Consider the following 24,983-nt stretch of genomic DNA (forward strand, 5'->3'; position numbering starts at 1 on the left):
GGCCGCGGTCGCGCCGGTCGCAGGGCGGGTGGGGCGGGCGGGAGCGGGGGCGGCCGGTCCGGCGGGTGCCGGGTGAGAAGACGATCACCCATCCGGTGGAACGAGCGTGGACGCTACGCCGAAGGCTGACGAGCCGGTTACGCCAGTCGGCCCGTGCACTTGACCCGGGCACCGGAACCCGCAGTCCCAAGGTCAGACCGGCCGCGACTCCGCGGGCTCCCGCGGGGAGGGAATGCGGTGCGCCGCGGCGCGGCCCTCGTAGCGTGTCCGTCCGCTCTCGGCGGTGACGCGTGTCTGCGGGCCGCGAGCAGTGACGCCGTGCCACATGGCGGGGAGCAGGACGGATCCGGCCGCCGCTGCCAGGCCGATCGTCCACCCCGCAGGGCCGAGCGGCCGGCTTCCGAAGAACTGGCTGAGGCCGGGAACGGAGACCACCAGCGCAAGCGCCGCCAGGGACCCCACGGCGGCGACGGCCACCACCGGGTCGCGGCCCGCGTCCACGAGCGTCTGCAGCAACTGGGAGGCGACGAGGGCGACCAGGGCGACCGTGTCGGCCCGGGCCCGGGTGCCGGTCACGCGGGCGACGATCCAGGCACTCGCCGCCGCGGCCCCGGTGATGGTCGCGCGCAGGCGGATGTGGCGCGTGAGGGCCTTGCCGAGCGATGCCTCGGGGCCTTCCGCGAGCAGGCGTTCGGCGCGGCCCGCCGGTGGCCGGGCGGCGATGGCCATGGCCGGCAGCATGTCCGTGAGGAGGTTGACCAGGAGCAGCTGACGCGCGTTCAGCGCGCTGCGCCCGGTGAGCAGGCTGGTCGCCAGGGTGAAAGCGATCTCACCGAGGTTGCCACCGAGCAGGATGCCCAACGCCTTGCGGACGGAGCCCCACATGGCCCGTCCCTCGACGATGGCGTCGACGATGGTCTCGATGCGGTCGTCGGTCACCACGACGTCGGCTGCGGCGCGCGCGGCGGGCGTCGCCCGGGAGCCGATGGCGATGCCCACGTCGGCGATCCGGATGGCCGGTGCGTCGTTGGCGCCGTCGCCCGTCACGGCGACCACGCTGCCGGCCGCGCGGAGTGCGGTGACGATGCGTACCTTGTGGGCAGGGGTGACCCGGGCGAAGACCGCGACCTGCGGCAGCGTCCGGGCGAGGGCGGCGTCGTCGAGGGCGTCGAGCTCCGCCCCGGTCATCATCCGCAGTTCCTCGTCGGGTTGCAGTTCGCCGGCGATGGCGGCGGCGGTGCTGGGGTGGTCGCCGGTGAGCATGACGATCCGCACTCCGGCCGCGGCCAGGCGGCTGACGCTCTCGGCCGCGGTGCCCCGCACCGGGTCCGCCAGTCCGAGCAGGCCCAGCAGGCACAGCCCGTTGACGTCCTCGTCGGCGAGAGCGGTCTCTTTCTGCCCGGTCTCTTGCTGCGCGGTCTCTGTCTGCCCGGTCTCGTCGGGAGGGATGCGGTCGGCGACCGCGAGGACCCGGAGGCCGCGACGGGCATGGTGGTCGATCTCCTCTTCGATCCACTGCCGCAGCCGGTCGTCGAACGGTGCGGTGGAGTCGTTCCGGCGGACCCGGTCACAGCGGGCCAGCACGACCTCCGGGGCTCCCTTGACGACCATCCGTGCCTGTGTGCCAGCTCGGCCGAGCACGGCGTGGTAGCCGCGTCCCGGCTCGAACGGCAGCTCAGCCACCCGCTCCCACGCGCCCGCGGGCAGGCCGGCCGCCAAGGCCGGGGTGGTGCCGAGCAGTTCGCCACCGGCCGCGATGGCCCGGTCGGTGGGATGGGTGAGCGTCGCGGGCGGCCCCTCCGGACCCGCGAGTACCGCCGTGGCGACCACGCGGCGCAGGGCGGGTGTGAGGTGCTCGGGCGGTCGCCGTTCGAGGCCGTCGGACACCTCGCGGAGGCTGATCCGCCCCTCGGTGAGCGTGCCGGTCTTGTCGAAGCAGAGCACATCGGTACGGCCGAGCGCCTCGATGGTAGGAGCGCTGCGTACGAGGGTGTTGCGGCCGGACAGGCGGCGGGCAGCGGCCAGTTCCGCGACCGTGGCGACGAAGGGAAGCCCTTCCGGTACGGCGGCGACACACAGGCTGACGGCGTTGCCCAGCGCCGCGCCCAGGGGCCGCCGGCGTGAGATATCGGCGAGGAAGAGGACGACGCCCGACGCGATGGACAGCGGCAGGAACCAGCGGCCGAGGGCGTTCAAGCGGCGTTCGACGCCGCTTTCCGGGGCGCCCGGAGCCGCCTCCGCGGCGCTGCCCGCCTCGGTCCCGGTGCCGGTCGCGACGACCACGGCAAGCGCGCTGCCCGCCGCCACCGTCGTGCCCTGGTAGAGCATGGAACTCCGGTCCGCGACGGCCCGCGCGGCCGTCGGCGCCGACGTCTTCACGACGGGCAGCGACTCGCCGGTGAGGCTGGACTCGTCGACCTCCAGGCCCGTCGCGTGCACCACCCGGCAGTCGGCCGGGACCGCGTCACCGGCCAGCAGCTCGATCACATCGCCACGTACCAGGCGGTCTGCGGACGTCTCGATGACGCCGGTGCGGCCCACCCGGCGCAACCTCACGCGTGCCGAGGTCGCTTCGACGAGGCGGTCCGCGGCGCGGTCCGCCCTGACCCGTTGCGCCCCGCCGACGACTGCGTCGACGCCGAGCACTCCGCCGATGAGCACCGCGTCGACGACGGAGCCGAGCGCCGCCGAGATTCCGCCGCCGATCGCGAGGATGGGTGTGAGCGGGTTGGCCAGCTCTTCCGCGACCCTGCCGATCAGCGTCACGGCGCCGGCCGGTCGTTCCGTTCCTTCGACCTGGCGGCGCCGTGCGGCCTCGGCGTCGTCGAGTCCCCGGGACGACGAGCCGAGCCGGGCCATGACCTGACGTACCGTCATGGCGTGCCAGGGTGTGCGCTCGACGCCGGCCGGGGCCGGCTGGCCGCGCAACCGCCAGCCTGCCCACATTCCCGCCACCAGCCCGGCGATGGTCACGCTGTCCGCCACGAGGCGGGCGCGCGCCCAGGCCCCGCGGCGCGGGCCGGCGAGCCCGAGGGTGCCGCCCACAAGGGCCCCGGCGGCTTCCATTCGGGCGCACAGCAGGCCCAGCCTGCGCGCCTCCGGCACCGCGGTCAGCAGCAGGTGCGCCACGTCGGGCGGTGCGGCGATGTCCGAGTCCCAGGGCACCTGGCGGGCTCCGGTTGTCACCCCGATGCCCAGATCCGCGCGGACGAGGGCGCGGCGGGTGCGGGTGGTGACCACGGCGACACCGTGTCCCTCCTCCTGGAGGGAACGGACCAGTGAGGCCGTGCGGGTGCCGCCGGTGGGGGCGGCCTCGTCCAGTCCGAACCTGCGGTGGAGCCCCGGCGCCCCTCCGACGAGCACCACCCGGCCGCACGCACGTGCCGCCTGCACCAAGTGCTCGGCGAGCGGGTGCAGTTGAGGGGCCAGTCCGGCGACGGCAACGGGGGTGCCGTGCCGGAGGACGAGCAGGACCCTCGCGCCCTCGTCGGCCCACTGCTTCGCCAAGGCGGCTGTTTCCTCGGGCAGTTCGGCGTACGACGCACCGGTGACTGCTGCACCGGCATCGGCCTCGGCAGCCTCGCCTGTGCTCGTGGAAGCCGCATCCGCCGTGCCGGTTTCCGGCGTAGCAGTGTCCGGCACGGTGGTGTCCGGGGCGGGGTACGGCCGCAGCGCCCAGCCCGAGAGCTCCTTCGGCTGCGACGGGTCGGCGACGTCCACCAACTCGTGGATTCGCGCGTGGATTTCGTCGACGTCGGGAATGCCGGACGCCGCCCCTTCCGGCCCCTCCGGGGGCCGCTCGCCGGACGGCGTCAGTCGTATCAGCGTCCCGACGGTCCAGGTACCGGTGGCCAGCAGCCGGGCGTCGAGGACGACGGCGTCGATCCGGTCGAGGCGGCGCAGTGCCTCCGGCCGGAGAACCAGCGCTCCGCGCGTGGAGGCGGTCTGTGCCACGGCGGACGCGAGCGCCTCCCGGCCAAATCGCGGGCCTCTCGGTGTGGCGGCGATCAGCAGAGCCAGCCCTCTGTCATGGCTGAGCGTGCCGGCCGCGGTGAGCCCGTACGCGGCGAGGGCGGCGGGAACGGCCACGTTGGCATACCGCTCCCCCGGCCCCGGCGGCAGCGGGGCGGGCCGCTCGTAGGCCGGTGCCGCCTCGTGGCGGTACGCACCCTCCCGGCCGGCGAGCCTCTGTGCCCAGTCGTGCCAGGCCCTGCGCCGGGCCTGGGCCTCGGCGTACCGGGCAGTGGCCAGGGCGGTCGCAACGGCGACGCCCAGCGGGCGGAACATCAACGTCGTGGTGAGCAGATTCGCCGCTGCCCAGCCGGTCTCCGCGGCCGCGGCGCCGACCCTGCGGGCGACACCCTCCCGCAGCCGCGGAGTGGCCTCCGCGAGCTGGATCGCCGCCGACACGGACGGGGGCAGGCCGCGGATCCGCATCGTCCGGCCCACGGTCGCCACGCCGAAGGCCATTACGCTCGCGCCCAGTTGGACAGCCGCACCGATCACCGCTTGCGGGGCACCCGGCCATCCGACAGGCCGCAGGGCCCGCTCCACCTCGGCACCGGCCTCGTCCCGGCTCTCTCCGCCGACGGCCTGCACGGCGGCATCGTCGGCCTCTGCGACGAGGCGGACGACGCCTTCAAGATCGGTTTCCGTGGGATCACAGCCGACGTACACACAGCCGAGCGTCCCGTTGACCTCGGCGCGGCTCACTCCCGGCACCCCGCTCAACCGGGCCTCGAGGTCACGGGCCTCCTGAGCCGTACCGGGCCGCCCCAGGCGGCGGACCTCGATCTGCACTCCGCCGGGGGCCTCCCTGGTCTTCCGCACACCCGGCATCAGCAGGCGTCCGAGCGCCGTCAGCCCTGCGGGCGCGGCGCTCACCGCGCCCGTGACAGTCCGGGCGGTTCCGGAGAGGAATGACCGGATCACGCGGCCTCCACATCGGCCGGCAGCGGTGCCAGTCGGTGCCGCCAGGGAACGACACCCTGTCCCACCAGTATGACCTCGTCCCGCTGGCACCGCTCGTTGTGCGAAGGCCCGCGGGATCACAGCGGGACCACACGGCAGCGTGCGACAGTACGCGTCACGGCGGCCCGCCCAAGGCCGCCGCCACAGCGCGCCCGGTCGACGTGTGCTTCTTCGAGAGGCCGCACTCATTGTCGCGCAGGCGGCCGTTGCAGCAGCAGGGCCGGCGCGCCGCCCTTCGCCGCTATTCCACCTTCGCCCAGTTGAGAGTGCGCTCCACGGCCTTCTTCCAGCCTTCGTACCCCTCGGAACGCTGTTCGTCGCTCCACTGCGGGTCCCACCGCTTGGACTCCTGCCAGTGCGAGCGGAGTTCGTCCTCGTCCCGCCAGAAGCCGGTGGCCAGTCCTGCCGCGTAGGCGGCGCCCAGTGCGGTGGTCTCGGCGACGACCGGGCGGCTGACCGGCACGTTCAGGACGTCGGCCTGGATCTGCATGCACAGGTCGTTGGCCGTCACGCCGCCGTCGACCTTGAGTACGTCCAGATGGACGCCGGAGTCCTGTTCCATGGCCTCGACCACGTCGCGGCTCTGGTAGCAGATGGCTTCCAGAGTGGCCCGGGCCAGATGGCCGTTGGTGTGGTAGCGGGCCAGGCCGACGATCGCGCCGCGCGCGTCGGAGCGCCAGTACGGAGCGAACAGACCGGAGAAAGCGGGGACGAAGTAGATGCCGCCGCTGTCCTCCACCGTGCGGGCGAGCCGCTCGCTCTCCGCGGCATCGTTGATGATCTTCAGCTGGTCGCGGAGCCACTGCACGGCGGAGCCTGTGACGGCGATGGAGCCCTCCAGCGCGTAGATGGCCGGGTTGTCGCCGAACTGATAGGCCACGGTGGTGAGCAGGCCGCTCCGCGACCGCACGAGTTCGGTGCCCGTGTTGAGAACGAGGAAGTTGCCCGTGCCGTAGGTGTTCTTGGCCTCGCCGGGAGCGAAGCAGACCTGGCCGACGGTGGCGGCCTGCTGGTCGCCCAGCACGCCGGTGATGGGGATAGCGGCACGAAGCGGCCGCTGGGTGCGGGTGTGGCCGTACGCCTCCGCATGCGAGGACGGATTGATGGCCGGCAGCATGGCCCGCGGGATGCCGAAGAACGACAGCAACTCGTCGTCCCAGTCGAGGGTTTCGAGGTCCATCAGCATGGTGCGGCTGGCGTTGGTCACGTCGGTGGCGTGGATACCGTCCTCGGGCCCGCCCGTGAGGTTCCACAGCACCCAGCAGTCGGTGTTGCCGAACAGGGCGTTCCCCTGCTCCGCGGCCTCGCGGACCCCGTCCACGTTCTCCAGGATCCACTGGATCTTGCCGCCGGAGAAGTACGTGGCCGGCGGCAGTCCCGCCTTGCGGCGGATGACGTCTCCGCGTCCGTCGCGTTCCAGCGCGGCGGCGATGGAGTCGGTACGGGTGTCCTGCCAGACGATGGCGTTGTAGTACGGGCGTCCGTTGCGCGGGTCCCATACGACGGTCGTCTCACGCTGGTTGGTGATCCCGATCGCGGCCAGGTCGGACGGCGACAGGTTTCCGTGCCGCAGAGCGTTCTGCATCACGGAGTTGGTCCGCTCCCAGATCTCCACGGGATCGTGCTCGACCCAGCCTGAGCGGGGCATGATCTGCCCGTGCTCCAGCTGGTGCCGGGCCACTTCGCTGCCGTCGTGGTCGAAGATCATGAAACGGGTGCTGGTGGTGCCCTGGTCCACCGCGCCGACGAAATCCGCCATGGGTTACCGCCTCTCCTCGGAGGATGCACACGGGGTCCGGCGCCGCCGCTCAGGGACCCTCGGGGCCGGGGACGCGTCCAGTGGGAGGCTGCCCGCCGCTGCCCCCGGGTCCTTCGGGTGCCGGCACGCGGCCCGGAAGCTGTTCCTCCTCGGTCGGCAGGAAGCGGCCGACGAAGGACTTGTAGAACCAGGCGCCGATCAGGCCTCCGATGAGAGGTGCGACGATCGGCACCCACCAATACATGGCTCCGTATTGATCTCGCCACGCCAGCCCGTACCCGGTCATGAAGCTCGCGAGCCGAGGTCCGAAGTCACGCGCCGGGTTGATGGCGTACCCCGCCAGGGTGCCCCACGCCATGCCGATGGCCACCACGATGAGGCCAATGATGAACGGGGCGAGGTTCGCCTTGGGGGCCTGGTTCAGCAGATCCGTCACGGCGAAGACCAGGAGTACCAGGATGGCCGTGCCGATGATCTGGTCACGGAAGGCTCCCCACGTTCCGACCGGCAGATTCGTGTTGCCGTTGGCCGGAAGGGTGGAGAACACGATCTGCGTCTTGAAGGTGTGGCCGGGGTCGGATTTTGCCAGCGCCTCGGTGTAGTTCCAGCGCACTATCAAGGCCGCGATGAAGGCGCCCGCGGTCTGGGCGAGCATGTAGGGCGCGACCTTCTTCCACGGGAACCCCTTGAAAGCCGCGAGGGCCAGCGTCACGGCCGGGTTGATGTGAGCACCACTGAGCCTCGCAGCCACGTACACGCCCAGGGTGACGCCGATACCCCAGCCCCAGGCGATGCTGTCGTGATCACCCAGCCCGCCGGGCGGATCGGTGAGGGCCCCGCCGGCCACCACCTGGGCTACCACGCCGCAGCCGAAGAGGATGAGGACCATCGTCCCGGCGAATTCCGATGCGAGCTCCCCCACAAGCCCTGGGTTTCGCGATTTCTCAGCCATGGGACCCGCTTCCCGTCGGCCATGAACCGACTTGCTGAGTGCCAGAAAGATCCCGTTTATCACCATAAGTTCGCCAGGGCCGATCCGCATCATCCGCAGTGGCTGGTGTGCACCATGGGGCAGCTGAGGCAGCGGCCCCTGGCGCCGCGGCCTCCATCAGGCGAGCTTGCGAACGCCGACAAACCGGCGTTACCTGGAAGTATCCGGCGGTGGAGCACGCAACACCCGGGCCACGGCACAGACCGACGGCCCTCGCCGGCCGGCGTCGTACGCTGCCTGTCCTGGCCGCGGCCCTGCCCGTCGCCGCCGGTCCCAAGCGTTCGGCGCGGAGGTGACCGAGGTGAAAGCAGTCGTCTACGAGGAGCCCTTCAAGGTAGCGGTGAAGGACGTCGAGGATCCCCGCATCCAGCACCCGAACGACGTGCTCGTCCGAGTCACGTCGAGTGCGATCTGTGGATCCGATCTGCATATGTATGAAGGCCGCACAGCGGCCGAATCCGGCATCGTCTTCGGCCACGAGAACCTCGGCATCGTTGAGGAGGTAGGCCAGGGCGTGACCTCCCTCTCCAAGGGAGACCGCGTCGTCATGCCGTTCAACGTGGCCTGCGGATTCTGTAAGAACTGTCTGGCGGAGTACACCGGATTCTGCCTGACGGTCAACCCCGGGTTCGCCGGCGGCGCCTATGGATACGTCGCGATGGGCCCGTACACCGGCGGCCAGGCCGAACGGCTGCGAGTACCGTTCGCCGACTTCAACTGCCTGAAGCTGCCGCCGGGCGAGCAGTTCGAGACCGACTTCGTACTGCTGGCCGACATCTTCCCGACCGGCTACCACGGGTGCGAGCTGGCCCAGGTATCCCCGGGCGAGACCGTGGCCGTGTACGGGGCCGGCCCGGTGGGTCTGATGGCCGCCTACTCCGCACTGCTGCGCGGCGCGTCCAAGGTGTTCTCCGTCGACCGCGTGCCCGAGCGGCTCGCCAAGGCGGAGGAGATCGGGGCCATTCCGATCGACTTCACCAAGGGCGACCCGGCGGAGCAGATCAAGGAGCAGACCCAGGGCGAAGGAACCGACAAGGGCGTGGACGCCGTGGGCTACCAGGCACAGGCCCATGACGCCAGCCACGAGGAACCTGCGATCGTACTCAACACGCTCGTCCAGACGGTACGGCCGACCGGAATGCTCGGAGTGCCGGGCCTGTACGTACCGTCCGACCCCGGCGGGCCCGACGAGCACGCCAAGCACGGCCAACTGCTGGTCTCCATCGGCAAGATGTTCGAGAAGGGCCAGCGGATGGGCACCGGTCAGTGCAACGTCAAGCGGTACAACCGCCAGCTGCGCGACCTGATCATCGCCGGTCGGGCCAAGCCGAGCTTCGTGGTCTCCCACGAGCTCCCGCTGGCGGAGGCGCCCAAGGCATACGAAAAGTTCGACAAGCGAATCGAGGGCTACACCAAGGTGGTGCTGCACCCGGCACTCGCCGGAGTGTGAAAGACCGGTCCGGGCGCCTGAGCGCCCGGACCTCTCAATGACCTCTCAATGAGGACGAAACAGCTTCCGTCAATTTCCAGGTGAGGTGATGGCGTTGCCCAGATCGAAGAGAGCCACCGCTTACAAAGGCACTTCGCCTGAAGCGATCCGTCATCACTACGATTTCCTGGGCGACTTCTACAAACTCTTCCTCGGCCCTGAGCTCGTCTACTCCTACGGAATGTGGGAGCCCGGAGACACGCTCGAATCCGCCCAACTGCGCAAGCTCGACTACCACATCGAAGCTGCCCGTGCCCAAGGCGCTGAGCGCGTCCTCGACGTGGGCTGCGGTTGGGGCAGTCTCCTGTACCGGCTGGTGGACACGCACCAGGTCCAGCACGCGGTGGGAATCACGATGAGTCCGGGCCAGGCCGCCTGGATACGCAACCAGGACTGGCCCCACTGCGACGTACGGGTCGAGAACTGGTTCGACCACACGCCGGATGCGCCGTACGACGCCATCATCGCCATCGAAGCGATAGAGCACTTCGCAGGCAGCGCCATGCTCCGGTCACAACGGATCGCGCGCTACCGCCTGTTCTTCGAACGCTGTCACTCCTGGCTGAAGCCCGGCGGACGGCTGTCGGTGCAGACGAACGCCTGGGGCGACCGCGGCTGGCTCGCATCCATCCTGCTGCCCGCACACGAGCGGACGTCGGCCGACTCGAACGGCAGCCCGCCGAAACACCTCAGCCCCAAGGGCGTCTACCAGAACGTCCATGACACCGTGACGAACATACGCGAGGGCCTGCACGCCTCCCGGACCGTCTTTCCCGAGACCTTCCTCCCCTCCCTCTCCGAACTCACCACGGCCGCCCGCCCGTTGTTCACGGTCCAGCGGGTACGCCACGACCCGGAAGACGGCGTACTGACGCTTGAGAGCTGGCTGGAAAGGGCCCAGGCAAACCAGGCCCGCGGCGCCGAGCTCATCGGCGAAAAGGCCGTCATGGACATCATCAGGGAACAGCGCATCGGACTGAAATTCCTGCGCGAACAGCGGTACACCGTACTGCGCATGGTCTTTCAGAAAGCCTGACGCGTCACGACTCCGGGGCTTTGCGGGCCAGGAGGAAGGCTTGCGGTGTCTTCTCCCAGTCGATGGCCTCGCGCACCAGGCGTGCGACCTCACCGAGCCCGTGCCGGCTCAGCAGCGCGGCGACGCGATCCGGCGGGAACCGGTACACGTCCAGGGACACCGCGTGGCCGTATGCGCGCTCCAGGTGCACGCACTCGTCACCGACCTTGAAGGCCAGCAGCAGGTGGCCGCCCGGGGCCAGGACGCGGTGGAACTCGGCGAAAACCGTGGGCAGTTCCTCCGGTGGGGTGTGGACGGTGGAGTACCAGGCGACAATGCCACCGACAGAATCGTCCTTCAGGTCCAGGGCGGTCATCGAACCTTCGTCGAACCGCAGGCCCGGGTACGTCCGGCGGGCCACTTCGACCATCCCGGGCGACAGGTCGACACCGAAGGCGTCCACTCCCAGGGACGCCAGGTGTGCCGTGATGCGGCCGGGCCCGCAGCCGAGGTCCGCGACCGCCCCGGCACCGTCGGCCTGCACGAGCTCGGCGAACGCGGCGAGCATCGCACGGTCCAGAGGCCCCTCGGCAAGCTCGGCGCCGAGCAGTCTGGCGTAGTCGACAGCGACGGTGTCGTAGGACGCCCGGGTGGCGTGCAGGTGTGGTGTCTCGGTCATGGTTGAGGACAGTAGTCCGGGACCGGGGCCGGCCGAGGTCTCTCGGCCTGTGTGAGCCAAGAGGTGGATGATCGGCCGCGGCAGGGGACACGCCGTCGTCCACGCGTACCACTGACGGCGAGGCGACCGCTGGAGGGGCGCCGCCGTCGACACACCGCTCAGGCGCCGGCCGCGCGGCGCGGCGGCGCCGTCGTGCCGCGGACCTCGAGGACCGGGGCGGTCAGGACGACCTCGGCGGGGCGACCCGGGTCCGCGATCCGGTCGAGCAGGCACTGCGCGGCGCGGCGGCCGACGTCGTGGCTGGCGTTGTCCACGGTGGTGAGCCACAGGTGCCGCAGGCGCGAGAGGTACGTGTTGTCGTAGCCGACGAGGGAGAGGTCGCGGGGCACCCGGAGGCCGAGCTCCTCGGCTGCCGACAGTGCGCCGACACACGCCATGTCGTTGAACGCGAAGACGGCGGTGGGCCGTTCAGCCGCGCTGAGCAGCCGGACCGTGGCCCGGTAGCCGCCCTCCTCGGTCAGGTCGCCCTGCTCCATGATCGCCGTCCGGGCCAGACCGTGCTCGCGCATGACCGCCTCGAAGCCGCGGCGCCGCAGGTCCCCGACCACGCCCTGCCCCGCGATGTGGGCGATGCGCCGGTGGCCGAGGCCGATGAGATGCTCGGTGGCGAGGCGGGCTCCGTGCTCGTCGTCTCCCGCGACGATGTCCACGCGGGGCAGCACGGGTTCTCGGGCACCCGCGACGACGGTGGGAACCTGCCCGGCCGCCGTACGCAGCGCCTCGGCGGCCGGGAGCGTACCGACGGCGATCAGCCCGTCGACGCGCAGGTCCGTGAAGGTCCGGGTGAGGTCCTCGCCGAGGCGGCGGTTGAGGTGGCCGTCGGCCAGCAGCATGTGCAGACCGGAGTCGTGCAGCCGGGAGTTGAGGCCGTCGAGCAGCTCCACGAACCAGGGGTTGCGCATGTCGTTCAACAGCACGCCTATGGTGCGGGTGCGCCGCTCGCTGAGGCTGCGCGCGGCGGCGTTGGGCCGGTAGCCGAGCTCCTCGACGGCGGCCAGCACGGCCTGCCGCTTCTCGGGACGCACCTGGTCGGAACCGCGCAGCACAAGAGAGACCAGCGATTTCGACACTCCGGCCCGTTCGGCGACGTCACGGATCGTCGGCGCTCTCATGGCGTGGACCGTTCCATACGGTGGCCTGGCTTGTCAAAGTCGTTGACAGAGTGGTGGAAAGGGATTCAATGTGAGCCCGTAAGTTTATGGACCGGTCCAAAGAAGGGCAGTCATGGTGCGTACGCTCGGCGTCGCCGTCGTCGGATTCGGCTGGATGGGGCGGGTGCACACCCAGGCGTACGCCCGGGTCCTGCACCACTTCCCGCACCTGGCCGTGCGCCCGGAACTGGTCACGGTCGCCGAGGAGGTGCCCGGCCGCGCCGAGGAGGCGGCCGCGCAGTTCGGGTTCGCCGGCACCGCCCGGGACTGGCGTGAGGTGGCCGCCGATCCGCGTGTGCACGCGGTGAGCATCACCGCCCCCAACTTCCTGCACCGCGAGATCGGCGTCGCCATGGCGGAGGCCGGTAAGCACATCTGGATCGAGAAGCCGGTCGGGCTGACCGCCGAGGACGCCCGCGCCGTGGCCGACGCCGTGGCGAAGGCCGGCGTTCAGGGCGCCGTCGGCTTCAACTACCGCAACGCTCCGGCGGTCGAGACCGCGCGCGACATGATCGCCGCCGGGCAGATCGGCGCCGTCACGCACGCCCGCATCCGCCTGTTCAGCGACTACGCCGCCCACCCCGAGGGCGCCCTGACCTGGCGGTACGAGCGCGAGCGCGGCGGCAGCGGGGTGCTGGGCGACCTCGCCTCACACGGCGTGGACCTGGCTCGTTTCCTGCTCGGCGACATCGAGGCGCTGACCGCCGACACCGCCGTCTTCGTGCCCGAACGAGCCCGCCCCACCGGCGCCACCGCCGCGGGCCACACCCGCGCGGCGGGGGGCGAGATGGGCCCGGTGGAGAACGAGGACTACGTCTCCTGCCTGCTGCGCTTCACTTCCGGCGCACGCGGCGTCCTGGAGGCCTGCCGTGTCTCGGTCGGCGAGCAGAACAACTACGGCTTCGAGATCCACGGCACCAAGGGTGCGGTCTTCTGGGACTTCCGGCGCATGGGCGAACTGGGCGTCAGCCGCGGCACGTCGTACCAGGACCAGCCCGTCAGCACCCTCTATGTGGGCCCCGGCCACGGCGAGTACGGGGCCTTCCAGCCGGGCGCCGCGAACAGCATGGGCTACGACGACCTGAAGGTCATCGAGGCCCACCGCTTCCTGCTCTCCATCGTCGAGGGAAAGCCCTGCGGAGCGACCCTCGCCGACGCCGTTCACAGCGCCGCCGCGCTGGACGCCATGACCCGCTCCGCAGAGCGGGGAACGTGGGAGAACGTGGCATGAGCGGTGCACCTCGGTTTCATTTGTGGCCGCCGGCCGCCCACGACGCGCCATCTTGAGCCCAGGCTTGTCAACTTTTCTCCTACGAGTTATATAAGTGTGCGTAAGGGCATCGCAGACCCACAGTCGTACGAGAGGAGATGGCCGTGATGCTCATGCGTACCGACCCGTTCCGGGAGCTGGATCGCCTCACCCAGCAGGTCTTCGGGACCGTCGCCCGGCCGGCGGCCATGCCGATGGACGCGTACCGCTCCGGCGACGACTTCGTCGTCCACTTCGACCTTCCCGGCATCGACCCCGAGTCGATCGACCTCGACGTCGAACGGAACGTCCTGACCGTCCATGCCGAGCGCCGCTCCCCGGCCCCCGAGGGTGCGGAGATGGTCGCGTCCGAGCGGCCGACGGGCTCCTTCAGCCGTCAGCTGTTCCTCGGCGAGAGCCTGGACACCGAGCGCATCGACGCCTCGTACGACGCGGGCGTCCTGACGCTGCGCATCCCGGTGGCCGAACAGGCCAAGCCCCGCAAGATCCAGATCACCGGAGGCAGTGCACCGAAGCAGATCAGCGGCTGATCGAGAGCCGTCGAGGGCCGCAGGGCCGACCGCAACCTCCCCAGGTCGGCCCCTGCGGCCCTCGTACCGTCTGCGACGCAAATGATCGCCTGGTGGTGCCATGGAGCCAGAGGCTCGACGAAGACCAAGAGGATCGCGGCGCACGGTAGCGTGACGATCATGGTGGACTGGGAGCTGCGGCCGGCTTCGGCGGCCGACGTCGAGGCGGTGGCCGAGTTGCGTGCCGTGGTGCTGAGGCCGGATCTGGAGCGGCTCGGGCGGTACGACGAGCAGCGGGTGCGGCAGCGGCTACGGGACGGGTTCGCACCCATGCACACCTGGGTGATCGAGGTGGGGGGCGCGTTCGCCGGCTGCGTGGCGCTGCGACCTGCTGAGGACGCCCACTGGCTGGAGCACTTCTATGTGGCCCCGCATCTCCAGGGCACTGGCATCGGTTCGGCTGTGTTGCGCGGGCTGCTGGAGCGGTGCGACCACGACGGCACCCTTGTCCGCCTGAACGTGCTGCAGGGCAGCCCGGCACGCCGGCTGTACGAGCGGCACGGGTTCACCCTCGAGACCGCGGATCCGGTGGATGTGTTCATGGTGCGCAGACCCGGTCCGCGCTCCTGACCTTGCCGTTAGTGCCGTGGGGCCAGCGGGTACCCGCCCTCCCGGCCGGACAGCGGGAGACATCGGCCGGACGGGGGGGGACGGACCCACCGGTGCTCCACGCCTCCCCCACTCCCCCACTCCCCCACTCCCCCCACGGAAGGCACGGCGAGAGGACGACGGTCATGAGCGACGCACGACAGGAGAACCCCGTCGAGAAGTACCCCCAGCCGGAGTTTCCGCAGCAGGACCAGCCGCATCCCGGCCTGACCGAGCGTATGGCTCCGCAGCCCGATCACGGCGAGGAGTCGTATCGGGGCAGCGGGCGGCTTGAAGGCCGCCGCACGATCATCACCGGCGGTGACTCGGGGATCGGCCGCGCCGTGGCCCTGGCCTTCGCCCGCGAGGGCGCCGACGTGCTGTTCAGCTATCTGGCCGAGGAGGAGAAGGACGCTCGGGAGACCACCCGCCTCGTGGAGGACGCCGGGCGGCGGGCGGTGCCGGTGGAGTGCGACATCCGGGAGGAGAGCGCCTGCCGGGGCCTGGTCGACCGTGCGGTCGCGGAGTTCGGCGGCATCGACGTCCTGGTCAACAACGCGGCGTACCAGATGGCGCAGTCCGAGGGGATCGAGGCCATCACGACCGAGCAGTTCGACCGGGTGATGCGCACCAACCTCTACGGCATGTTCTGGCTCTGCAAGCTGTCCCTGCCGCACATCCCCGAGGGCGGCAGCATCATCAACAGCACGTCCGTGCAGGCGTACAAGCCCAAGCCCCATCTGCTCGACTACGCCACCACCAAGGGCGCGATCGTCACGTTCACCCAGGGTCTCGCCGCCCAACTGGCTCCCCGCGGCATCCGCGTCAACGCCGTGGCCCCCGGCCCGGTCTGGACACCGCTCATCCCGGCGACACTCCCCGACACCACCGAGTTCGGAAAGCAGTCCCCACTGCAGCGCCCTGCCCAGCCCGCGGAGATGGCGCCGGCCTACGTTTTCCTCGCGTCCCAGGAGGCGAGTTACATCACGGCCGAGATCCTCAACGCCACCGGCGGCACGCCTCTGCCGTAGTCGGGCAACCCCCGCCGTTTTGGCGCCAGGCACTGGTGTGCACACCGCGCGGCCGGTTGTGCGAGGTTCGCCCCGGCCCGTCAGGGGCACTCGTCCCGCGTGGTATCCACGGGCCCGGATCACCGTCTCCGGCTCCCTGTCCTGCGAGCCGTACTGCTCACACAGACGTTCGTCCACTGGCAGTATCCGCCGGACGAGGTGCAGAAACTGCTGCCGGACGGACTCGTCGTGGACCAGCGGGACGGTGCGGCATGGGTGAGTCTGACGCCGTTCCTCATGGCCGGCGTCCGGCCCCCGGGTTTGCCCGTGGTGCCGACCCTGGACGCCTTCCCCGCGACCAACCTGCGTACGTATGTCCGGTGGCCCGGCGGGCGAGACGGAGTGTGGTTCCTGTCCAGCGAAGTCGGCAGCGCCGTGATGCTGGCCGCCCGGGCGGTCGGAGCGCCGTACCACCTCTCCGACCTCAGTGTGACGACGGTGGATGACACCGTGTCGTACGCGGGCACCCGGCGGGGCGGCAGCCCCTCGTACCACCTGGTGGCACGCCCCGGCCCGCGGATCACCCCGTCGGAGCGCGACATCTGGCTCTGCGGGCGCTGGCGCGCCTTCACATGGCGCCTGGGGACGGTGTTCGAGATACCCATATGGCATGACCCGTGGGTGCTGAGCAGCGCCGCACTGGAAGACCTGGGCGAGGATCTGACCAGTGCCGCGGGCCTGTCCCGTCCGCGGGGTGAGCCGCTCGTCCACTTTTCGCACGCCATGCGAAACGTACGTCTGGGGCCGGCGCGCCCTTCCCGGTTGCAGGATCTCCTGAACCTCATCCCCGGTACGTGACGACGAGGCTGGTCCGGGCAGGCCGTTTCAGCAGGAGAGCGGCGGGAACCCGGGCTTCGTTCGGAGAAGGTAGGTGATCCCCGTGCCAGGCCGTGAAGAGCTCCCTTCGACGCTGCGGCGTTCGCCCGAGGATGCGCAGCGCACGTGGGTCAAGGCGCACGATTCCGCCGTGGAGACGTACGGGGAGGGCGAGCGTTCCCACCGCGTGGCCTTCAGCGCCCTCAAGCACAAGTACGAGAAGGTCGGCGATCACTGGGAGCGGAAGGAGAAGGGCCGCAAGGGCCCGTCCGATCCCAGGGCTGCCACGCCGCGTGGGCAGGAGGCCCGCAGCGGTGAGGGTGTCGACGAGCAGGCATCGAAGCAGCGGCTGTACGACGTGGCGAGCAAGCTGGACATCGACGGCCGATCCCGTATGAGCAAGGCGGAGCTGCTGGACGCCATTCGCAAGGAGAACCGCTCACGGACCCGCAAGGCGCGCGAGGGCTGACGGCGGCTCACTGCATCTACGCCAGGCGACAGACCTCACTGCATGTGCGCGAGGCGAGAGACCCGTGGCCCGGGCTGCTGGGCCGGTGGCCCGGGCCACGCCATGCCCGCACCGATCCAGGCCCGCACCGATCCAGGCCCGAACCGATGAGCCGAGCCGCACACACTGTCAGAGTTCGAGCGAGCCGCACGCCTCAGGGCCGGCGCCAGGAGTCGTTCTCCAGGTGGGATCCGGCCTGCGGGCCCATGCGGAGCATGCCGCCGTCCACGACCCAGGACGCGCCGGTGACATAGCTCGCCTCGTCGCCTGCCAGGAAGGCGATCACGGCGGCGACCTCCCGGGCGTCGCCGGGTCGTCCGAGAGGTACGCCGGGCCGGCGCTCCGTCCGGACGTCTGTGTCTTCCTGACCCGTCATCGGCGTGGCGATCTCGCCGGGTGCCACGGCGTTGGCCCGGATACCGTGTTCGGCCAGTTCCAGCGCCATGACCTGGGTCAGTAGTCCGAGTCCGCCCTTCGCCGCGCAGTACGGCGCGGCGCCGACGCGTGGCTGGTGCTCGTGGACGCTGGTCACGTTGATCACGGCGCCGCCGTGCCCGTGGCGGATCATGCGGCGCGCGGCCCGCTGGGTGCACAGGAAGGGGCCGATGAGGTCGACGTCGATCACCTGCTGCACGGTGGCGTGGTCGAGGTCCAGGAACGGGGTCATGGTGCCGGTGCCCGCGTTGTTGACGAGCACGTCGATGCGGCCGAGCCGGTCGGCGAGGCGGTCGACGGCCTCGGCCGCGTCCGGCAGCCGGGTCAGATCCATCTGCTCGAGTTCTGCACGGCGGCCGAGTTCGCGCACCTCGGCGGCCGTCTCCTCGGCGCCCTCGAGGTCGCGGTGCCAGGTGATGCCGATGTCCATGCCGTGCGCCGCGAGGCGGACGGCGGTGGCGCGGCCGATTCCGGAGTCCGCACCGGTGATCACCGCGACCCGGGTCACGGCTTCGCCGGTGGCCTCCGGCGGGCTTGTGTCGCTGGGGTTCATCCTTCGACTCCGGTCGAGTGGTGCGGGGCACCCACGGGCTTGGATTCCGGGGAACCACGCTGGCGCAGATAGATCGAGAGAATGGCCATGGAGGCGATGGCAATGAATTCCGACTGCCAGTTCTGCAGCGTACGGTCCCAGAAATCGGCGGAGACGATGTACTCGCGCCAGCTGGTCGGCGCCTGAAGCTGCCTCAGCTGCTCCTCGTTGTAGGCGGACACGCCGGTGACCGACTGGGCGAGCCAGGAGAGTACGAAGATGGCGCCCATGGCCTGCCCCAGGGAACTCGCGTACACCTTGAGGCGGATACCGCCGGCAGCCGCCCAGCGGGGAGAGTCCGGGCGCGCGTGGGGGCCGACCTGCTGATCCTCGTCGGATTCCACGCCGATCCTGTCCAGGCTCTTGGACTCCGGCGAGCCTCGCTGGACCAGCCATACGGTGAGGAAGACGTAGAGGAAGAACTGCAGGTACTCCGACTGCCAGTTCTCCATGACGTCGACGGCGAAGTCCGAGGACGCCATGTAGTCGCCGACGCTGATGGGCTGGAGGTCGTCCGCCACGAGCTGGTTGTTGAAGTCGGCGTGTCCGGCGAACGCCTGCCCGATCAGGGCGAGAACGAACGCCGTCCCGAATGCCAGGCCCAGGCCGTTGTCCCGCAGAAAGCGCCGGGCGGTCATCGGCGCAGCATCCCGAGCGTGATGCAGTAGGCCAGGCCGCCCGCGATCACCAGCAGGCACAGTGTGAACATGGCGCGCATCAGGCCCTCACCCGCCCTTCAGCGTGCAGCGGTAGGGGCGCTGGGGGCGCGGGGTGCATCCGGCGGCCACGATTTTCCAGCCTCCCGGGAACAGCGACAGGAACAGCGTGTCCGCCGGGAACACGACTCGGGCCTGGCGTCCGTTGACGTCGACGCTCTGGACGTCCTCCGGTACCGCGTCGGCGGACGGGACCTCCTCGTCCAGGATGCCCTTGGCGCACGTCGTCTTGGCGGACTGCGCGACCTCCTCCCGGGTGGCCGGCGCCAGCGCGCGGCATACGGCGCCCCCGTCCCGGGCGCCGAGGGCCCTTTCGAAGTCGAGGGCAGCCGCCATGGCTGCCGTGCGCCGCTCCTCCACCGCCCCGCAAGCAGTCGTCAGCACCAGCGCGGCTCCCGTCGCCGCCGCTGCCCCCCACTGCCATCGCCACGGCATCCAAATGGCCTCCCGTCCGGTGCTCCACGGGTGTACCGACGGACCGTAACCCCGCTCGGCCGGGGGTCACGGCCGCCGCGCGTGGGACGCAACGGCCGTGTCCCTCCGGTGGCGGACAGGTGGGGCACCGGCACCGTCATCAGAGCCTCCCTTCGGCCACGGGGATGCGAGGCTGCGCATCGCAGGTACCGGAGGCGCTGGATCGGGCAGCCGCCCTTGGATCGGTCGTCGGCGGCTGCGGAAGCCGGTCGACGGCGTCGAGCACTTCGTCCACCGTGATGCGCAGCAGCCGTTCATCCGGACGATCCCCGTGGGGATCCCCGGGTCGCACCTCGTCGTTCCCGGAGCCGGGGGTGGTGTCGTCGGGATACCACAGGACGCGATGGCGGGGGGAGGGCGGTGGTCCCCACAGCCGGGGGGAGACCGGCCCGAAGAGCACGACGGACGGTGTGCCGAGAGCAGTAGCCAGGTGTGCGAGTCCGGTGTCACCGACGACGATCGCGCGGGCGTGGGCGACGAGGGCGGCCAGTCTGCTGAACGGCACGTCGTCGTCACCGCCGAGTACGGCGTCGGGCGGCAGGCCCGCCTGCCGGGCCACCGCGTGTCCCAGCCGCCCCTCCCCCGCGCCCGCGGTGACGACGACACGGTGCCCGGCTGCATGCAACCAGCGGGCGACGGCCGCGAATCGCTCGGCCGGCCAGCGGCGTGCCGCCGAGTCCGCGCCCGGGTGCACGACGACGCAGCCGGGGGCGGGCGAGGGCACTTCGGGCGCGGGGATGCGCAGGTCGTCCGCGTCGGCCGGGATGCCGTACCAGGCGAGCAGGCGGCACCAGCGGGAGCGTTCGTGCTCGTCCTCGCGCCATGACGGGCCGGGGATCCACGGCGTGTGCGGGTGTGCGTACGCCAGCAGCCGGGCCGGCCGCAGGGCGTCGAGCAGCAGGTGGCTGGGCGGACCGTTGCCGTGGAGGTCCACCGCGACATCGGGCGGCGCCCCCGCCCACTCGATCCGGGCGGGCACGGCCCTGCCCGGCGCGGTGGTGGCGACCAGACGGTCGACGACTCCGGTCGCCGCTGCCGCCTCGGCCGTACGGGCGGGTGCGGCAAGCACCAGTTCGTGACCGGGGTGGGCTCGTCGCAGCGCGCGCAGCGCGGGCACGGCGGTGAGCAGATCACCGAGCCCGAGGGCACGCAGGACGAGCAGGCGCGGGGGGACGCCGTCTCCGCAGGGATGGGGTGCGGTGGGGACCTGAGCGTGCGTCATGGGCGGAGCCTCGGCGCGAGAGGAGCGAGCGCGGCGCGGCGGGCCAGTTCCGTGGTGGAGCGGCCGTCCAGGTAGGGCAGGACGATGGCCTGGCCTCCCCATTCGCGCAGTGCGGCGGCCTCAGGGAGTGCGTCGGCGCTGTAGTCGCCGCCCTTGACCCAGATGTGGGGGCGGAGTTGTCGTAGCAGCGCTTCGGGCGTGTCCTCGTCGAAGACGGCGACGGCGTCCACGCAGCCGAGCCCGGCGAGGACGCGTACGCGGTCGGCGACGGGGTTGATCGGCCGGCCGGGGCCCTTGAGGCGGCGCACGCACGCGTCGGAGTTCACGCAGACGATCAGGCAGTCGCCGGTGCGGCGGGCGTTCTGCAGCAGCCCGACGTGGCCCGCGTGGAGCAGGTCGAAGCAGCCGCCGGTGGCCACGACCGTGCCGCCGCGGGCGCGGACGGACTGGGCGAGGGCGTGTGCGTCGGTGAGGTGGCGCTCGTGCCCGGGGTGCGGCGGCGTGCGGTCTGCCGTGTCCCACAGGTCCCTGTTGCCGGCGCCGCCCGCGGCGACGAAGTCCGCCGCTTCGGCGACGGCCCGCACGACGGCTTCCTCGGGCAGGCCGCCGTCGGCGAGGGCGGCAGCGGCCGTGGCGGCGAAGCAGTCGCCGGCGCCGCACGGGTCGCCCTGCGCGCGCTGCGGCGCGGGGACGTAGAGGGGGCTGTCGCTTCCCGCACGCGCCAGAATCGCTCCGCGTTCGCCCAGCGTGACGGCGACGGCGGCGGCCCTCCAGCGCTCGGCGAGCCTGGAGCCCCTCAGTGCGTGGGCACGCAACGACTCGTCCGCGTCCTCCACGGTGATGAGTGAGCACGCTTCGGCGGAGTTGGGCGTGGCCAGGCGCACACCGGGGACGGGGGCACCGCCGCGCGGATGCGGGTCCCACACGACGGGGACGCGGCGGGCGGCATCGGCGAGTTGCTGCCGGACGGCGGCGGCGGTTCCGCGGCCGTAGTCGGCGACCAGGACGGCGCGGGCCTCTCCCAGCGCGGCGCGTACTGCGTCGCCCGGTCGGCCCGGGGTGCCGCCGCCGCGGTCCATGCGCACCAGCGGGCGGCCCGCGGCCCGTACCCGGGTCTTGACGGCGAGCGTGCCGTCGAGGGGGAGTTCGACGAGGCGGAGGCGTGGCGCCAGCATGGCGCGAACGGTCTCGCTGGCGGGGTCGTCGCCCAGCGCCGTGACGAGTACGACCTCGCGGCCGGCCGCACGTGCGGCGAGGACGGCGGCCAGGGCTGCCCCGCCGGGACGGCTGTGTTCGCTCACGACATCGACGACGGGCGCGGGCGCGTCGGGGGCCAGGCGGGTGGCGTCACCGTCGATGTCCTGGTCCAGCAGGGCGTCGCCGACGACGACGAGCGGCGGGCGCTGGGCGGTCATGCATACCTCCTCCGGTCGGGGAGACGGCCGCGGTCGGCGAGACGGCTGCGGTCGCGGCCGACGCGACGGACGCCGTCACACGGCCCCCCACTGCCCGTGTTCCACCTTCTGCAGGACAGGTTGGGTCACGGCCGGTGGGGCGGGACGGGCGCAGCCCGTTGCCTCGTCGAAGGCCTCGCACAGCAGGTGGAGGGCCACCAGATGGGCCTCCTGGATGGTGGCGGTGCTGGACGAGGCGATGCACAGGCAGTCGTCCGAACGGGTCGCGAGCGGGTTGGGGCGGGGGCCCGTCATGGCCCACACGCGCAGGCCCGCGTCGCGGCCGGCGGATGCGGCGGCGAGGAGGTTGGGGCTGCGCCCCGACGTCGACATCAGCACCAGTACGTCGCCGGGCCGGCCATGGGCGGCGACCTGCCGGGCGTACAGCTCCTCGAAGCCGTAGTCGTTGCCGATGGCGGTCACGCTGGAGGTCTCTGCGTGGAGGGCGATGGCGGAGTACGGGGGGCGGTCGTCGCGGTAGCGTCCGACGAGTTCGGCCGTGAGGTGCTGCGCCTGGGCGGCGCTGCCGCCGTTCCCGGCGGCCAACAAGCGGCCGCCCAGCGGCAGGACGGCGGCGAGGTGCCGTCCCCAGCGGGCGACCTGGTCGAGGCCGTGCTCCCGGAACCGGGCCAGGGCGTCCTGGATCGACTGGCAGTGCTCGTGCGCCGAGTGAAGGGACGGCGACGGCGTGTGGAGTGATTCGCTCATGGCTGGCGGTCCGGCCTGCCGGCGTCCGCACGGACGGCCGGCGGTCTCGGCCCGTTCCCCCTTCGCGAGTGTGAGGTCGGTCAGCGGCCGCTTGCGGTCCTGCGTCACGCCGCTCCGGGAATGCCCGCCGGGCGCCGTGCCAGGACGTCCCGGTAGACGTCCTCGGTGGCCGCGGCCACCCGGTCCCATCCGTAGCGGGCCAGGACCCGCCTGCGTCCCGCCGCGCCGCACGCGGCCCGCTGTACGGGGTCGTCGAGCAGCTCGGCGACGGCCTGGGCGAGTGCGACGGGGTCGCGCGGCGGCACGAGCCGGCCCGTGCCGGGCTCGGCCACGGTGTCCTGCTGTCCGCCGACCGCGCTGGCGACCACAGGAGTTCCGCAGCCCATGGCCTCGAGCGGCACGATGCCGAACGGCTCGTAGTACGCCGGGCACAGCACGACGTCGGCGCTGCGCAGCAGGGCGGGGACGTCCTCGCGGGGCAGCCCGCCGGTGAAGCGGACGCGGTCGTCCACGCCGAGGTCCTGTGCGAGGGCACGCAGACGCCGTACCTCCGGATCGTCGTCGAGGTGCTCGGCCGGGGGGCCGCCGGCTATGACGAGTTCGGCGTCGGTGATGAGGACGAGCGCGGCGATGGAGACGTCGGCGCCCTTGCGCGGTACGAGTCGGCCCAGTTGGACGAGCCGGTGCCGACCGGGGGTGCGCGGTGCCACGGGTCCCTGAGGCGTGAAGCGTTCGGGGTCGACGCCGCAGGGCACGATGGCTGTCCGTCCCGGGGACAGTCCCATGGCGGCCAGTTCACGGACCTCGTCGCGGCAGGTCGCGATGATGCGGTCGCAGGCCTCGCCGACGGTGGTCTCCCATCCGATGCGCTCGGGAGGGCTGGTGTCCGCCTCCTTCTGGTGGCGCCGCTTGACCGTGCCGAGCGCGTGATACGTGTGGGTGAAGGGCAGGCCCAGCTCACCGGCGGCCTGGAGCGTGGCGATGCCGGACATCCAGAAGTGCGAGTGCACCATGTCGGGCGGTTCGCTCTGCCACTCGCTCGCCAGATGGTGGCCGAAGTCCGGGATGCACGGCAGGAGTTCGTCCTTGGGGACCGGCCGGGCGGGTCCGGCGGGGACGTGCCGTACCTCGACTCCGGGCCGCAGCGGCACGGACGGCGGCAGGTCGGGCGCGTCGCGGCGGGTGTACACCGTGACCCGGTGGCCGCGGTCGGCGAGGGCCGCGGCGAGCTGGGCGACGTGGACGTTCTGGCCGCCGGCGTCCACACCGCCGAGGACGGCGAGTGGGCTGGCGTGCTCCGAGACGAGCGCGACGTTCAGGCCGCCGGCCCGCTCGTTGCGCGAGTCCTTGCGCAGGTCGTTACGCAGATCATTGCGCAGGTCGCTACGCACCTCATTGCGCGGGTCCCTGCGCAGGTCGCTGCGCGGGTTCCTGCGCTGGTCGTCGCGCGTGCCCTTGCGCTGGTCGTTGCGCGTCATCAGCGGGTCACCTCCTCCATCAGCAGCTCCCAGTCGTTCAGGAAGCGCTTGAGTCCGTACCGGTCGAGGGCCGCGCGGCGGGCCCGTGCTCCGTCCTCTGCCGCGGCTTGGGGGTCGTTGAGGTAGGTGCGGGCGGCCCGGGCCAGGACGTCCGGGCGTGTCGAGAGCACGCCGGCGCCAGGCGGCACCGCCTCGACCGCTTCGGTCGTGGCGAGGGCTACGACGGGCATGCCGAGGTGCATGGCCTCGAGGAGGGACAGTCCGAGCGAGGTCCAGCGCACGGGGTGCAGGTAGAGGCGGCGCTGCGCCATGGCCGCGTGCAGCTGTGACTGCGGCAGGTCCTGGGCGCGGCAGCGCTCCGGCGGCAGTCCGAGGTGTCCGGCGAGCCCTTCGGTGCGCATTCCGAAGACGTCGAGGGGTGCTGCCTCGCTGAGGGCGGGCAGCAGGTCGGTGCCGGTGTAACGGCCGCGGCGTACGGGCTCGTTGACGACTACGGCGGCGCGCTCGAGCCGCCCGGTGTACTGGTGGCCGGGGTCGACGATGCCGTGCTCGATGACGGCGGTGCGGGTGCTGCCGTTGTCCCAGAAGAGCCGGTTGAAGTGGGTGACGTGCACGAGGACGAGGTCGTCGCGGTCGGCGCAGGGGTGGCGGCTTTCGGGGACGTTTCTGTCGGGGGCGTTGTGCTCGAGGTAGACGGCCGGAACGTCGCGTCCGGGGCGGCGGCCGCCGAGCCAGCGCTCGGCCAGGGCGGCCTCGTGCGGCCGTTGCAGGATGACCAGGTCAACAGGCGTGTCGCGCAGTTGTTCAGGGGCGATTTCGACGGCGGAGGAGGGCCAGGAGAACGTACGGGCCCGGCCGCGGCCTTCCGGCCCGCGATCCGGAAGGACCGGCAGCAGATAGGTGTGCGGACCCTGGACGAACGCCGTGGTCCAAGAGCCGTGCACATGCCAGATCAGGATGTTCATGCG

Annotated in this window: 21 protein-coding genes; 8 read left to right on the plus strand and 13 right to left on the minus strand. The window is 71.6% G+C overall.

The genetic code is table 11. The features are described from left to right. Nucleotides 1-192: 192 nt before the first annotated feature. From H1D24_RS16480 to H1D24_RS16490, 3 genes are all read right to left on the minus strand, one after another. A complete protein-coding gene (locus H1D24_RS16480; protein WP_309484341.1) occupies nucleotides 193-4,932 on the minus strand; it encodes a cation-translocating P-type ATPase in 4,740 nt (1,579 codons plus the stop codon). Nucleotides 4,933-5,212: 280 nt separating this feature from the next. Then, nucleotides 5,213-6,730 (minus strand): glycerol kinase GlpK, encoded by a 1,518-nt coding sequence (gene glpK / locus H1D24_RS16485; protein WP_181658328.1) that lies wholly within the window; start codon nucleotides 6,728-6,730, stop codon nucleotides 5,213-5,215. 49 nt (nucleotides 6,731-6,779) lie between these two features. After that, nucleotides 6,780-7,682, minus strand: a complete 903-nt coding sequence (locus H1D24_RS16490) for an MIP/aquaporin family protein (protein WP_181658329.1) — start codon at nucleotides 7,680-7,682, stop codon at nucleotides 6,780-6,782. 340 nt (nucleotides 7,683-8,022) lie between these two features. On the opposite strand from H1D24_RS16490, the gene H1D24_RS16495 reads away from it, so the two are divergent. Then, on the plus strand, nucleotides 8,023-9,171 hold the full coding sequence (locus H1D24_RS16495) for a glutathione-independent formaldehyde dehydrogenase (protein ID WP_181658330.1): 1,149 nt from the start codon (nucleotides 8,023-8,025) through the stop codon (nucleotides 9,169-9,171). An 88-nt stretch (nucleotides 9,172-9,259) separates the two neighbouring features. Then, a complete protein-coding gene (locus H1D24_RS16500; RefSeq protein ID WP_220136820.1) occupies nucleotides 9,260-10,246 on the plus strand; it encodes an SAM-dependent methyltransferase in 987 nt (328 codons plus the stop codon). A 4-nt stretch (nucleotides 10,247-10,250) separates the two neighbouring features. Here the strand turns inward: H1D24_RS16500 and H1D24_RS16505 are convergent, their stop codons facing one another. After that, nucleotides 10,251-10,904: a class I SAM-dependent methyltransferase gene (locus H1D24_RS16505; RefSeq protein WP_181658332.1), complete on the minus strand. Its 654-nt coding sequence runs from the start codon at nucleotides 10,902-10,904 to the stop codon at nucleotides 10,251-10,253. Nucleotides 10,905-11,062: 158 nt separating this feature from the next. Beyond that, complete coding sequence (locus tag H1D24_RS16510) at nucleotides 11,063-12,076, minus strand: LacI family DNA-binding transcriptional regulator (protein WP_181658333.1); 1,014 nt, start codon at nucleotides 12,074-12,076, stop codon at nucleotides 11,063-11,065. A gap of 112 nt (nucleotides 12,077-12,188) precedes the next feature. Between H1D24_RS16510 and H1D24_RS16515 the strand changes: the two genes are divergently transcribed. The 6 genes from H1D24_RS16515 to H1D24_RS16540 all read left to right on the plus strand — a co-directional run bounded on the left by H1D24_RS16515 (nucleotide 12,189) and on the right by H1D24_RS16540 (nucleotide 16,897). After that, nucleotides 12,189-13,346, plus strand: a complete 1,158-nt coding sequence (locus H1D24_RS16515; protein ID WP_181658334.1) for a Gfo/Idh/MocA family protein — start codon at nucleotides 12,189-12,191, stop codon at nucleotides 13,344-13,346. Between the two features lie 146 nt (nucleotides 13,347-13,492). Continuing rightward, nucleotides 13,493-13,915: an Hsp20/alpha crystallin family protein gene (locus H1D24_RS16520; RefSeq protein ID WP_181658335.1), complete on the plus strand. Its 423-nt coding sequence runs from the start codon at nucleotides 13,493-13,495 to the stop codon at nucleotides 13,913-13,915. Nucleotides 13,916-14,074: 159 nt separating this feature from the next. Next, nucleotides 14,075-14,524 carry a GNAT family N-acetyltransferase gene (locus H1D24_RS16525; RefSeq protein ID WP_181658336.1) on the plus strand — a complete coding sequence of 150 codons (450 nt, stop codon included), beginning with the start codon at nucleotides 14,075-14,077 and terminating at the stop codon, nucleotides 14,522-14,524. Nucleotides 14,525-14,688: 164 nt separating this feature from the next. Further along, nucleotides 14,689-15,573, plus strand: a complete 885-nt coding sequence (locus tag H1D24_RS16530) for an SDR family oxidoreductase (protein WP_181658337.1) — start codon at nucleotides 14,689-14,691, stop codon at nucleotides 15,571-15,573. Nucleotides 15,574-15,672: 99 nt separating this feature from the next. Then, nucleotides 15,673-16,410 carry a YqjF family protein gene (locus H1D24_RS16535; protein ID WP_181658338.1) on the plus strand — a complete coding sequence of 246 codons (738 nt, stop codon included), beginning with the start codon at nucleotides 15,673-15,675 and terminating at the stop codon, nucleotides 16,408-16,410. 82 nt (nucleotides 16,411-16,492) lie between these two features. After that, entirely contained in the window at nucleotides 16,493-16,897 is a 405-nt protein-coding gene (locus tag H1D24_RS16540) for a ChaB family protein (RefSeq protein WP_181658339.1), read from the plus strand. Between the two features lie 193 nt (nucleotides 16,898-17,090). Here the strand turns inward: H1D24_RS16540 and H1D24_RS16545 are convergent, their stop codons facing one another. From H1D24_RS16545 to H1D24_RS16580, 8 genes are all read right to left on the minus strand, one after another. Then, a complete protein-coding gene (locus H1D24_RS16545; RefSeq protein WP_181658340.1) occupies nucleotides 17,091-17,924 on the minus strand; it encodes an SDR family oxidoreductase in 834 nt (277 codons plus the stop codon). Next, entirely contained in the window at nucleotides 17,921-18,601 is a 681-nt protein-coding gene (locus tag H1D24_RS16550) for a DUF6766 family protein (protein WP_181658341.1), read from the minus strand. Before H1D24_RS16550 ends, H1D24_RS16545 begins: the two co-directional genes overlap by 4 nt. A gap of 87 nt (nucleotides 18,602-18,688) precedes the next feature. Next, nucleotides 18,689-19,063, minus strand: coding sequence for a hypothetical protein (locus H1D24_RS16555; protein ID WP_309484342.1), 375 nt, complete (start codon nucleotides 19,061-19,063; stop codon nucleotides 18,689-18,691). Nucleotides 19,064-19,253: 190 nt separating this feature from the next. After that, entirely contained in the window at nucleotides 19,254-20,375 is a 1,122-nt protein-coding gene (locus H1D24_RS16560) for a glycosyltransferase family 9 protein (RefSeq protein ID WP_181658343.1), read from the minus strand. Then, the gene (gene rfaE2 / locus H1D24_RS16565) at nucleotides 20,372-21,790 is read right to left on the minus strand and encodes a D-glycero-beta-D-manno-heptose 1-phosphate adenylyltransferase (protein ID WP_181658344.1); all 1,419 of its coding nucleotides are present in this window, start codon (nucleotides 21,788-21,790) and stop codon (nucleotides 20,372-20,374) included. Before rfaE2 ends, H1D24_RS16560 begins: the two co-directional genes overlap by 4 nt. A gap of 75 nt (nucleotides 21,791-21,865) precedes the next feature. After that, complete coding sequence (locus H1D24_RS16570; protein WP_181658345.1) at nucleotides 21,866-22,537, minus strand: D-sedoheptulose-7-phosphate isomerase; 672 nt, start codon at nucleotides 22,535-22,537, stop codon at nucleotides 21,866-21,868. Between the two features lie 104 nt (nucleotides 22,538-22,641). Continuing rightward, entirely contained in the window at nucleotides 22,642-24,015 is a 1,374-nt protein-coding gene (locus H1D24_RS16575) for a glycosyltransferase (RefSeq protein WP_181658346.1), read from the minus strand. Next, complete coding sequence (locus H1D24_RS16580; protein WP_181658347.1) at nucleotides 24,015-24,980, minus strand: glycosyltransferase; 966 nt, start codon at nucleotides 24,978-24,980, stop codon at nucleotides 24,015-24,017. Before H1D24_RS16580 ends, H1D24_RS16575 begins: the two co-directional genes overlap by 1 nt. Between the last annotated feature and the right edge of the window lie 3 nt (nucleotides 24,981-24,983).

Origin of the sequence: Streptomyces himalayensis subsp. himalayensis, assembly GCF_013778455.1 — a bacterium.
Taxonomy (GTDB): domain Bacteria; phylum Actinomycetota; class Actinomycetes; order Streptomycetales; family Streptomycetaceae; genus Streptomyces; species Streptomyces himalayensis.